This is a genomic window from Amycolatopsis sp. MJM2582 (assembly GCF_000754115.1).
Taxonomy (GTDB): domain Bacteria; phylum Actinomycetota; class Actinomycetes; order Mycobacteriales; family Pseudonocardiaceae; genus Amycolatopsis; species Amycolatopsis japonica.
This window is the reverse complement of sequence record NZ_JPLW01000005.1, coordinates 471,682-483,403: the sequence shown is the minus strand read 5'-3', so window position 1 is coordinate 483,403 and position 11,722 is coordinate 471,682. Positions and strand designations below refer to the sequence as shown.

The window sequence follows — 11,722 nt, the reverse complement described above, 5'->3', positions numbered from 1 at the left end:
AGGATTCGGACATGTCAGCCGCCCTCATCGGACGTGACCATCCCGCGGGGGTGCTCCGCGCGGAGATCGCCCGCGCCGCCGAAAGCCACGGCGGGCTGGTGCTGGTCACCGGGGAAGCCGGAATCGGCAAGACCACGCTCGTCACCGGCGCCGCCGAAGAGGCGAAGCGTCTCGGCGCCCTCGTGCTCAACGGATCCTGCTGGGACTCCGCGAGCGCCCCGGGCTACTGGCCGTGGACACAGGTGGTCCGCGGGCTGCGGCGCGCGGTCGGCGAGCGCTGCTGGGCCGCGATGGCCGACAGCGCGTTGGACGTCCTGCTCGGCGAAGCGCGTGGCGACGGCGCGGCGGACGGGTTCCGCTTGTACGACGCGGTGACGAGTGTGCTGGTGGCCGCTTCCCAGGACCAGCCGGTCGTCGTGGTGCTCGACGACCTGCACTGGGCCGACGCCGCCTCGCTGCGGCTGCTGGAGTTCGCCGCCCAGCACACCTGGTTCGAACGGCTGCTGCTGGTCGGCACGTACCGGGATGTCGAGGTCGAAGCGACCGATCATCCGCTTCGCTCGCTCATGCTGCCGTTGCTCGCGAAGGCCACTTCGGTCACTCTCACCGGCCTCGAACCGGACGAGGTCGGCACGCTCATGGCCAGGACGGCGGGCGCGGAGCCCGACGACGCGCTGGTCGCCGAGGTCCACCGCCGCACCGGCGGGAATCCGTTCTTCGTCGAGCAGACGGCCCGGCTGTGGCACAGCGGCGGTTCCGCCCAGACCATCGCCCCTGGCGTGGCCGACGCCCTGCAGAGACGGCTTTCCCTGCTCCCCCGGCCGGTCCTCGCTCTGCTGACCACCGCGTCCGTGCTCGGCAGGGAATTCCACCGGCGGCTGCTCGCGGGGGTGGCGTCGGCGCCCGTGCCCCAGGTGGACCGGCTGCTCGACCAGGCCGTCGCGGCGCGGCTGGTCGTGGTGCACGGGCAGGGCCGGTTCGCCTTCGCCCACGACCTCGTCCGAGAGACGCTGTACGCCGGCCTGTCCGAACCGGACCGCCGCAAGCATCACGCCGCGGTCGTCGCGGCGGCCCGCGAGACGCCGTCGTCCTCGGACCGGCTCTTCCCCGCGGACATGGCCCGCCACGCGCTGCTCGCGGGGCGGGAACTCGATCCGGACGAGGCTGTCGATCTGCTGCTCGCCGCCGCGATCGACGCCACCGGCCGGATGGCGATCGAGGAGACGACCACGCACTACCGGCGGGCGATGGAGATCGTCGAAGACCGGCGGCGGCAGGCGGTCATCGCGCTCGAACTGGGCGCGCATCTGACCCGCCACCAGGAAACCGAGGAGGGCAGGCAAGTCCTCGACGACGTCTCCGTGCTCATCCGCGATCTCGACGACGACGATCTCCTCGCCCGGCTCGCGTTGACCCTGATCCGCGCAGACCACAAGGGCCTGCGGGTCGACGAGACGGTCAAGGTGCTCACCGAAGCGCACGGACGGCTGTGCGGCCGCGAGCCCGGCCGGGACGTCACCGTCGAGGAGATGACGCAGGAACTGACCGCGCACATCATGATCACCGCCCGCGACGACCAGGACGATTCCGCCCTGTTGTTCGGTCTGTGGGCCCGGCACGACGCGATCTGGGGGCCGGGCAGCGCCGCGGAACGCGAGCGGCTCACCGACGAACTGGTCCTCGTCGGCCGCCGCACCTCGAACCCGGAATTGGAGCACTACGCGGCTTCGTTCAAGTGGGTGGCGCTGCTCGAACAGGGCGATCCCCGGTATTTCGAGCAATACCAGGAGTTCCTCGCCCTGGCGGCCACCGGCAGGGCACCGAGTTCACAGCTGGCGTCCCGGATCGACCAGAGCATCATCGCCACGCTCCAGGGCCGGTTCTCCGAAGCAGAGGCGTTCATCCAGCAAGTGGTCTCGTGTCACGGAGGAGACGACCATCCCCATTTCGGTGACCTGAACCAGTTGCAGCGATGGGCCCGGTGGTGCCTGGAGGGACGGTTCGACGACCTCGTCGGGTTGCACCGCGAAATCTCCCGCACCGGGTACGCCTACGGCCGGTTGCTGGAGGCGATCACCGCCGCCCAGCGCGAGGACGTCGGGGAAGCCGTCCGGCTCACCGATCTCGCGGCCGACGCGAAGCCGTATCCGCGGGACCTGGAAGCGTTGTGGTTGCGCTGTCAGGCGCATACGGCGGCGGTCTCACGCGATCCCGAACGCTGTGAAGCGGCCCGCGCGCTTCTCCTGCCGTACAGCGGGGAGTGGCTGGTTTCCCTGTACGGCTGCGAGATCTCCGGCCCGGTCGACCTCTGGCTCGGCAGGCTCGATCTCGCGCAGGAACGGTGGAACGAAGCGGTGGACCGGCTGCGCGGTGCCGTGGTCTCCGCGGATCGTCTCAGGGCGACGGTCTGGGCGGCCGAAGCCAAGTCCTGGCTGGCGATCGCCCTTTCCGGCCGCAACCTCGACGGCGACGCGACGGCCGCGATGAGCCTGCTGTCCGAAGTGGACGAAGAAGCCACCGCGCTCGGTATGCGACAGGTCGCGGCCAGGGTGACACGGGCGCGGCAGAAGGCGCGGACCCCGACGGCGCCGATGGCCGAGTTCCGCCGCGACGAAACCGTGTGGACCTTGCGCTTCGACGGCGTCACCACCCACCTTCCGGACTCGAAAGGCTTGCGGGATCTGCATTTCCTGCTCGGCAGGCCGGGCTCGGAGGTGACGGCGGTGCGGTTGCTCGATCCCGAAGGCGGCGAAGTGGTCGTCGCCGCGAAGAGTCTCGGCGGGGACGCCGTCCTCGACGCCGAGGCGAAGGCCCGGTACCGCGCGCGGCTGGACGAACTCGACGAACTGATCGACACCGCGACCGGGCTCGGCCAGGACGCGCGCGCCGCCGCGCTGGACCGCGAACGGGACGCGCTGCTCGCCGAACTGCGGTCCGCGGCCGGGCTCGGCGGCCGCACCCGGCGGCTCGGCGACGAGGCCGAACGCGCCCGGAAGACGGTGACCGCCCGGATCCGCGACACCCTGCGCAAACTCGACGAGCAGCACCCGGCGCTGGCCGCGCACCTGCGCGCGTCGGTCACCACCGGCTCTTCGTGCCGTTACGCACCCGAGGAAAAAGTCCCCTGGCGGTTGTGAGCCGCCAGGGGACCTACCCCCGGTTCACTTGCGGTTGTAGAGCCGCATCGTCAAGGTGCCGAAAATCGCGAGGATGATCGCGCCGGCGATCAGCACCCAGCTGATCTCGCCGCCGTCCCAGTTCCCGTCCATCATCGAGCGCACCGCCGCGACCACGTGGGTCACCGGGTTCACGTCGACGAAGGCCTGCAGCCAGCCCGGCATCGTCTCCGGATTGACGTAGATGTTGCTGAGGAAGGTCAGCGGGAACAGCACCATCATGCTGACGCCCATCACCGACTTCTCGCTGCGCAGCAGCAGGCCGAACATCGTCCAGATCCACGAGAACGCGAACGAGAACGCCAGCAGCAGCAGGATCGCCGCGGCCACGCCCCCGACTCCCCCGGCGGGACGGAAGCCCATGATCAGCCCGACACCGAGGATCACCAGCGAGGCGATGAGGTAGCGCAGCATGTCGCCGAGCAGGTAGCCCACCATCGCCGACGGACGCCAGATCGGCAGCGTGCGGAACCGGTCGAAGACGCCCTTCTCGATGTCGGTGTTGACCGAAATCCCGGTGTACATCGTGATCATCAGGATGCTGCTCGCCATGATGCCCGGCAGCACGAACTGCAGATACTGCGTCGGCGAGCCGGACAGCGCGCCGCCGAACAGGTAGGTGAACATCAGCGTCATCATGATCGGGAACGCCGTGACGTCGAACAACTGCTCGGGCACGTGCTTGATCTTCAGCATCGCGCGCCACCCGAAGGTGACCGAAGTGGAGAGCGCGCTCGGGCGCTGTGGGCGGTTCTTCGCGATCAGGACGGCGGCGAGATCCTCCGCCTTCGGTGCCGCGAGAACGGGTTCGTTGTCTTTGACTGCCGTGGTGCTCAAGCTGCACTCTCCTCGGGGGTGGCGGTGCGGTCGGTGAGGGCCAGGAAGACCTCGTCGAGGCTCGGCTGGCCGAGGGAGAAGGTGTCGACGACGATGCCGGCGCGGGCGAGTTCGGCCAGTGCGCGCGCGGCGTGCTCGGCGGCACCCTGTTCGGTGCTCTCGCCCGAAAGCCGGGCGGTCAGCGCGACGGGGTCCGCCTCCAGGAGAACCTGTGCCTCCAGGGTGCGGACGAGCAGTGCCTCGGCCTCGGACCGCTGGCCGGCCTCGCGCAGCCGGACGTGGACGGCGCCCGCGCCGACCGACGCCTTCAGCTGCCCCTTGGTGCCTTCGGCGATCACCTTGCCGTGGTCGATGACCGCGATCCGCGAGGCCAGCTGGTCTGCTTCGTCGAGGTACTGCGTGGTCAGCAGGACGGTGGTGCCGTGCTTCACGATCGCGCGCACGATGTCCCAGACCTGGTTGCGGCTGCGGGGATCGAGCCCGGTGGTCGGCTCGTCGAGGAACAGTACGTCCGGGGTGTTGAGGATGCTCGCGGCGATGTCGATCCGCCGCCGCATCCCGCCGGAGTAGTTCTTCACCTGCCGTCCCGCGGCCTCGGTGAGGCCGAACGCCGCCAGCAGCTCCGCCGCCCGTGCGCGGGCGGCCGGTTTGCGGTGCCCGGTCAGCCTGCCGATCAGCACCAGGTTCTCGGTGCCGGTCAGGTCTTCGTCGACCGAGGCGTACTGCCCGGTCAGGCTCACCATGGACCGCACCGCGTCGGCGTCGCGGACGACGTCCTTGCCGAAGATGCGCGCTTCACCGCCGTCGGGGCGGAGCAGGGTCGCGAGCATCTTCACCGCGGTGGTCTTGCCGGCGCCGTTCGGCCCGAGGACGCCGTACACGGTGCCGGCCGGGACCTTCAGGTCGATCCCGTCGACCGCCCGGTTCTCGCCGAACACCTTGACCAGCCCCGAGGCTTCGATGGCCAGTTCACTCATTTTCCGTTTCCTTTCAGAAGCTTTCAGCAGACGTAGGGGCGGGCGGCGCGTGCGTCGCGCAGGGCGAGGCCCCACCAGGCGAGCGCGTCGAGCAAGGTGGTCACGGCCTGTACTTGCCCGTCGGAGTCGAAGAGCGTGCCGTCGAGGAGGTTGAAGGCCACCGTGTCGCGCATGGTCACCGTGTGCAGCTCGGTGAAGATCGTGCGCAGCTGCTCCACGGCGTAGAGGCCCTGCGAGCGGTAGCCGTAGGAGACGAAGCCGACCGGTTTCGCGCGCCACTCGTCGTAGGCGCAGTCGATCGCCTGTTTGAGCGACGCGGGGAAACTGCGGTTGTACTCGGGGGTGACGACGACGAACGCCTCCGCCTCGTCGACCAGCCGCGCGAACCGCTTCATGTCGGGCGTCGGATGCTCCGGAAGCCCGGCGGGCAGGTCGAAGTCGACCAGGTCGAGCACGTCGATGACGAGATCGTCCCGGTGTTCCGCCCGGCCGGTGAACCATTTGCCGACGGTGTCCCCCACCCGTCCTTCGCGGGTGCTGCCGACGATCACCGCGACCCGCAGCGGACTGACGTCCATGACCGACCTCCTCTCGCCTCACCCCTCAGGCGCGAGAAAGCCGCCGGGCTTCCGCTAGATCGGATCTAGCGGAAGCCCGGCGGCTTCGGTCGGTGATCTCGCTACGCGTCCAGCGCGATCGCGATCGCGCCCAGCAGCGACGCGTCCTGGTCGAATTTCGCCGACACCAGTTCCGGCGGGAACGGCACGGCCCGTGCGAGCCGCTCACGCAGCGCGGGCAGCAGGATGTCGGCCGAACGCACCAGTCCCCCGCCGACGGCGATGCGCTGCGGGTCGAGCGCGATCGCGAGGTTCGCGACGTGCATCGACAGTTCGTCGAGCGCGGCGCCGACGAGTTCCTTCGCCTGCGCGTTCTCCCTGGCGAGGCCGAACAGTTCGCCCGCGGTTACCGGGCGGCCGAGCAGCACACTCGCCCGGCCGCCCAGCCCACGCCCACCGACGGCCTCCTCCAGCGGCGCCGCTCCGCTGGCGAAACCGTCGGTGTCCTGCGGCGAGAGAAGGTTGTACCCGATCTCTCCCGCAGCGCCGTTGGCGCCGGCCAGCAGCCGGCCGCCGACCAGGACCGCCGCGGCGATCCCGGTCCCCAGCGAGAGGAACACCGCCGGATCGGTGTCCGCCAGTGCCCCCCAACGCCATTCCGCGAGCGCCGCCGCCTTGGCGTCGGTGCCCACCTCGATCGGGACGCCTTCGAACTCGGCCGCGACGAGTTCGCGCAGCCGCAGTTCCTCCCAGCCCGGCACGTTCGGCGCGAGCAGGATGCGGTCCTCCAGCACGATGCCCGGGCTGACCACGCCGACCGCGACGAGCCGGTCCGCGGCGCCTTCGTCGGCGAGCAGTTTCCGCGCCGCGGCGAGCGCGCGGCTCACCACCTGTTCGGCGCCCGCCTGCGCGTCGGTGTCGAGCCTCCGGGTGACCAGCAGGCTCCCGGCTCTGTCCGCCAGCCCGATCGCGACCTTCGTCCCGCCGAAGTCGATCCCCAGGATCAGTTCTTCCCCCGTCACTTCCCGTTCCCCTCTGCCGCCCCCGCGAACGATTCCTGAATCCCCTTGGGCCCGAACGGCCACACGCGCTCCGCCTTCGCGTAGGCGAGGAACGCCGCCACGCCCAGCACGATCCAGCCCACCGAAAGCCCGATCGACAGCCAGGTGGCGGAGAAGTAGATGTAGACCCAGCCGAGCAGCGCGATGATCGTCGGGATCGGGTAGAGCCATTGGCGGTACGGTCGCTCCAGCTCCGGCCGTCGCCGCCGCAGCACCACGATCGCCGCGACCTGCGCGAGCGACTGGATGAGCACCAGCACCGTCACCGCCGCGTTGATCACCGCGGTCAGGGTGAACAGCGAGCCGATCGCGGCGATGGCACCCATCGTCAGCACACCGGCGGTCGGCAGGTTCAGTTTCGGGTGCAGTTTGGCGAACACCGGCAGGAACACCTTGTCGCGCGCGGCTTCGAACGGGACCCGCGAACCGCCGAGCAGGCCCGCGAACACCGAACCGATCGCGGCGATCACGATGAACACGGTGATGACCTTGGCCGCGCCGGTGCCCCACGCCTGTTCGAGCACGGTGGAGGCGACCGACGTGGCGTTCTTCAGCTCCTCCAGCGGGACCGAGCCGAGGACGCCGAGCTGCAGCAGGAAGTACAGGCTCATGATGCCGAGGATCGACAGGATGATCGAGCGCGGCAGCGTCCGGCCCGGATCGCGCACCTCGCCGCCGAGGTAGGCGCTGGTGTTGTAGCCGAGGTAGTCGTAGATGGCGATGATCAGGCCCGCGCCGAGCCCGGCCCAGAACGCGCCGCCGTCGAACGAGAACGCGCCCGGCGTGAAGGCGAACGCTTGCGCCCCGTCGAAATGCGTGAAGGCCGCGACGATCACCGAGAGCGCGGCGAACAGCATGATCCCGAACAGGACGGTGGTCAGCTTCCCGATCTCGCCGATCTTGCGGAACAGCGCCAGCACGATCAGGGCGATGATCCCGAGACCGATCACCTTGCCGAGCGTCGTCGTCCCGCCGTCGTCGGCGACCCCGGGGATCAGGTATCCGAGGTACTGGACGAGGCCGATGATGCCGGTGGACATGATCAGCGGGATGAACAGCACCGCGCTCCAGGCGAAGAGGAACGGCATGAGCCTGCCGGTGCGGACGCCGAACGCCTCGCGCAGGTAGACGTAGGTGCCGCCGGCACCGGGGAGGGCGGCGCCGAGTTCCGCCCAGATGAGGCCGTCGGCCAGCGCGATGACCGCGCCGATGAGCCAGCCGAACATGGCCTGCGGGCCGCCGAGGGTCACCACCATCGCGGGGATGGTGACGAACGGGCCGATGCCGCACATCTGGGTCATGTTGATGGCGGTCGCCTGGAGCGGCCCGATCTTCCGCTCGAGCCCCGGCCGCGGGGATGAACTCAAAACGCGCCTCCCTGTTAGTTAGTAAAGTTTCTTAACATAATTTCGGGCGTGTCGGAAGGCCACGCGGCGAAGTTGTCGCGCACCGGTCCACCCGGGATTGCCCGAAAGGGCCGAATCCCGGGTAATACGCCCGAATGGACCAGCGCGGGACGTATCAGGGGCTCCTCGTTCCGCGTCCTTACCCAGAAGGACGTCTTTTCCGAGGACGGTGAGGTCCATGAAACGGCTGTTCAGCGCGGCGATGGCGATCGCCGCACTCGGGTTCGCGACGGCCTGCGGCGGGACGTCCGCGCCCCGCGACACGGCGCCGGGCGATCTGACGACCGACAGCGGGATCACCACGGAGACGGCCCCGACGGCGTCGTCCGACGCGCCGCCGACGGGACCGGGCCCGACGAAGGACTCGCCTCCGCCCGGCGTCGTGCCCGGAAGCCCGATCAGGTACAACAGCGACCTGCTCGGCACCGACCCCGCCACCGCCAAGGACGCCATCGAGCAGAACCTCGAACGCCTCTGCAAGAGCTCCCGGCGATGCGGGGTCTCGGTCGTGGTCGTGGGCGAGGGGAACTGCATCCGCAGTATCGGCCCGAATCCGGTCCACCCCGGCAAGACGATCACGATCCGGGCCAGGGCCTGCGAAACCGAGACCACGGAGGAAAGCTCGGCACCGCCGAAGTCGGAAAGCCCCCAGCCGAGCGAAACCACGGGCGGATGAGCACCCGGCGGCCACTACGCCGGGGGCTGCGCGCCCCCAGGCCGCCGGAGCCCGAACCCGCGGCGGGCCCGTCGCACGCGCTCAGGCTGGTCGGCACCATGCTGGCCAACACGACCCTGCTCACCGCGTTGCTCTACTACTTCGGGCTCGTCTACACGCAGACGTACTTCATCTACTTCCGCGTGCACTACACCCTGCTCGGCCAGACACCGGACGAGATCTTCGGGCGCGGTGTCGACGGGGTGCTCCTGCCCCTGACCGCCGCCGCGGGCGCCGCGTTGCTGTTCCTCGTCCTGACCCGGTTCCTGAAGATCCGCCTAGGCGAGGGTTCCTGGGCCCGGCTGCTGCGGATCTGCTCCCCCGTCGCGGGTGTCCTCGGCCTCGCGCTGCTCGCCGTCACGACCGCGATCGCCCTCGACCCGGAACCGTTCCGCGACTGGCCTGGTGCGCCGGGGATCGGCTTCGCGATCGGGGTCCTGATGGTGCTGTTCTCCTGGCGGCACTGGACCGCGCACAGAACGGGAAGCGCCCGGTCGAGCGTCGCGGAACTGGTGACCGGCTACGTCCTGGTGAGCATCGGCCTCTTCTGGGCGGTCGGCGACTACTCGGGAGCCGTCGGCACGAGCCGTGCCTTCGAAGCCTCCGGGGTGATCGCGACCAGACCGGCCGCGACCCTGTACAGCGCGGAAAGCCTCAACCTCACCGCGAACGGTGTCCTGCAGGTGAAATGCGCCGACCCCGAATCGGCCTACAAGTACCGGTACACCGGGCTGAAGCTGCTGCTCCAGTCCAGCGGCCAGTACGTCTTCCTCCCGGCGAACTGGCGGGCCTCGACCGGTGTGGCGTTCGTGATCCCGAAAACCGACAAGCTGCGCCTCGAATTCGGCCCGCCCCGCTCGGTCCCGCCACCCGGTTGCTGACGTGCGTCAGCCCAGGTGGCGCGCCAGCCACTCGGCGACCGTGTCGTCCACCAGTTTCGCGATCGGCAGCTGCGGCGCGGGCTCGATGCCCGGTTCTTCCGCCAGCGGATGGGCGAGACCTGCCACCCTGGCCAACTGGACGTCGTCCGGCCGGGCGTACCGCTCGCGCAGCGCGGTGACCAGATCGTCGGCGTCGGTGCGCAACGACGGATAGTCGTCCTCGCCGGAGACGAGCAGCAGCGGAACTGGGGTTTCCCGCGCCGATATTTCACCCGATCGTGCGACGAAGTCGAGCTGATCCGCGGCCTGGTCTGCCTCCTCGTTCCACGGATACGGCTGGTCCAGCAGGCCTTCCACCAAGCCGACCACCGAACGCGCCCGCACGGCGGGGTTGATCAGGGCCGCCGCGCGCACCGGGATCTCCCGCGTGGCCAGGATCGTCAGCGCCACCGCACCACCGAGCGACCCGCCGACGACCGCCGTGCGGGACGTGTCGAAGCCGAAGCGTTCACGCAGTTCGGCCAGCGCGGCGGGGAATTCCAGCGCCGCCTGGCGGACGAACGGGTCGACGTAGGCGAGCATCGCGTCCCGCCGGGCCCGTTCGACCACCGCGTCCATGCCGCCGTCGACCATTCTCGCGCCGCACAACGGCATTCCGAGATACACCCGCCACGCCGGCACCCCGGCCAGCGGCAACGCGGCCGCGAACGCCGCGTCGGAGCGGGGCGCGTCGATCATGTGCCAGGCGACCACCACCGGCGCGGGTCCGCTGACCTCGGCAGATGGCGGTAAGACCGTGAACGGCACCCCAGCGGCCGTGCCCGTGACCGGTTCTCCCACCGCGATCCTTCCTCGTACGCTGTCGATCTCCACGATATCCAGGACGCGGCGGAGGCGGACCTCGTTCCGCCACAAGCGAAACAGTATGCCCGCGACGTCACCCCGACGCGCCGCGGAGGTGGTTGCGACCCGGCGACGGCGGCCGAATAGTGTTGCGGCCCGGCCCTTTGGAGGTGAACCGCCCGTGCCCGACGTCGACTATTACGAGGTGCTCGGCGTGGGCAAGGCCGCCTCGGTCAACGAGATCAAGACCGCGTACCGGCGGCTGGCGAAGTCGCATCACCCGGACACCGGCGGATCCGCCCTCACGTTCCAGCTGGTCCGCGAGGCCTACGACACGCTCAGCGATCCGATGCGGCGTGCGGGCTACGACGCGGGCGGGCGCTCGGTGCGCGCCCCGATCCGGCCGCGACCGCGGCGCCGCTTCGGCGAGGAACCGGGCTACGAGCCCGAGCCGGTCGTGATCGATCCGGACGACCTCGAATGGTGGGAATTCGCCGCACAGGACGAGCGCGTGCGCCACGGCCGCCGTCGCGGCCCAGGGCACACTCCCGTCGTGGCGGCGGTCGGCGGGATGGTGCTGGTCCTGCTGCCGGTGCTGACCGGCGTCGGCTTCTCGGCCCCCACGCTGATCGTCTGGCTGATCCTGACCGCCGGCACCGCCCTGCTGGTGCAACGGCTCGCGCGCGGCTATCTGGCCGCCTCCCGCGCCAAGAACCGCTTCGCCGCGGAATTCGGCGGGAAACGCGTGTTCGGCACCCCCGGCGTCGAGACCGACGAACTCGCCGAGCGTCTCACCGCCGACATGCTCGAGCGCTACCTGACCCGGTTGCCCGGCGCGCGGATCTTCCACGGCCTCTCGTGGCCGGACTCGGTGTTCGCCGACGTCGACCACGCGGTGCTGTGCGGGAAGCGGCTCGTGCTCGTGGAATCGAAGCTGTGGCTGCCGGGTCACTACGAGACCGATGACGACGACCGCCTGCTGCGCAACGGCCGCGCCTTCCGCGGCGGCGGGAGCAGACTGACCGAAAGCCTCGCCGAATTCCGGCGGGTGCTGCCCGGTGTCACGCTGCGCGGGGCGATGGTCGTGTACCCGAGCCGGACCGGTGAGATCACCACGGATCCCGACGATCCCTCCCCCGCGCCGCCGATGACGCCGGAGCAGTTCCTGCACGAGATCGGCGGCTGGCTGGCGGCGGAACCGTCCACTGTGGACACAGCGACCATGCGAGTCGTACGGGACCGAGTGGTCGGCACCGTCTAGCCCCCTCC

The 11,722-nt window shown here is 70.0% G+C and carries 10 protein-coding genes; 4 read left to right on the top strand and 6 right to left on the bottom strand.

All coding sequences use genetic code 11. From position 1 onward, the window contains the following. Positions 1-11: 11 nt before the first annotated feature. Positions 12-3,137, top strand: a complete 3,126-nt coding sequence (locus ED92_RS30070) for an AAA family ATPase (protein ID WP_052120926.1) — start codon at positions 12-14, stop codon at positions 3,135-3,137. Positions 3,138-3,161: 24 nt separating this feature from the next. Here ED92_RS30070 and ED92_RS30065 read toward each other — a convergent pair whose 3' ends face one another. The 5 genes from ED92_RS30065 to ED92_RS30045 all read right to left on the bottom strand — a co-directional run bounded on the left by ED92_RS30065 (position 3,162) and on the right by ED92_RS30045 (position 7,975). Next, on the bottom strand, positions 3,162-4,013 hold the full coding sequence (locus ED92_RS30065; RefSeq protein WP_037344162.1) for an ABC transporter permease: 852 nt from the start codon (positions 4,011-4,013) through the stop codon (positions 3,162-3,164). Further along, positions 4,010-4,990 carry a daunorubicin resistance protein DrrA family ABC transporter ATP-binding protein gene (locus tag ED92_RS30060; RefSeq protein ID WP_037344160.1) on the bottom strand — a complete coding sequence of 327 codons (981 nt, stop codon included), beginning with the start codon at positions 4,988-4,990 and terminating at the stop codon, positions 4,010-4,012. Before ED92_RS30060 ends, ED92_RS30065 begins: the two co-directional genes overlap by 4 nt. A 23-nt stretch (positions 4,991-5,013) precedes the next feature. Continuing rightward, positions 5,014-5,568, bottom strand: coding sequence for an NADPH-dependent FMN reductase (locus ED92_RS30055; RefSeq protein WP_037344158.1), 555 nt, complete (start codon positions 5,566-5,568; stop codon positions 5,014-5,016). A gap of 101 nt (positions 5,569-5,669) precedes the next feature. Beyond that, entirely contained in the window at positions 5,670-6,569 is a 900-nt protein-coding gene (locus ED92_RS30050; RefSeq protein WP_037344156.1) for an ROK family protein, read from the bottom strand. Beyond that, on the bottom strand, positions 6,566-7,975 hold the full coding sequence (locus tag ED92_RS30045) for an APC family permease (RefSeq protein WP_037344154.1): 1,410 nt from the start codon (positions 7,973-7,975) through the stop codon (positions 6,566-6,568). Before ED92_RS30045 ends, ED92_RS30050 begins: the two co-directional genes overlap by 4 nt. Positions 7,976-8,192: 217 nt before the next feature. Here ED92_RS30045 and ED92_RS30040 point away from each other — a divergent pair, with 217 nt between their 5' ends. Continuing rightward, a complete protein-coding gene (locus ED92_RS30040; protein WP_037344152.1) occupies positions 8,193-8,690 on the top strand; it encodes a hypothetical protein in 498 nt (165 codons plus the stop codon). Beyond that, positions 8,687-9,610 carry a hypothetical protein gene (locus ED92_RS30035; RefSeq protein WP_037344150.1) on the top strand — a complete coding sequence of 308 codons (924 nt, stop codon included), beginning with the start codon at positions 8,687-8,689 and terminating at the stop codon, positions 9,608-9,610. Before ED92_RS30040 ends, ED92_RS30035 begins: the two co-directional genes overlap by 4 nt. A 6-nt stretch (positions 9,611-9,616) precedes the next feature. On the opposite strand, the gene ED92_RS30030 is transcribed toward ED92_RS30035, so the two are convergent. Continuing rightward, positions 9,617-10,450 carry a S9 family peptidase gene (locus ED92_RS30030; protein WP_235213390.1) on the bottom strand — a complete coding sequence of 278 codons (834 nt, stop codon included), beginning with the start codon at positions 10,448-10,450 and terminating at the stop codon, positions 9,617-9,619. A gap of 184 nt (positions 10,451-10,634) precedes the next feature. Here ED92_RS30030 and ED92_RS30025 point away from each other — a divergent pair, with 184 nt between their 5' ends. Continuing rightward, a complete protein-coding gene (locus ED92_RS30025) occupies positions 10,635-11,714 on the top strand; it encodes a DnaJ domain-containing protein (RefSeq protein WP_037344146.1) in 1,080 nt (359 codons plus the stop codon). The last annotated feature ends 8 nt before the right edge of the window (positions 11,715-11,722 follow it).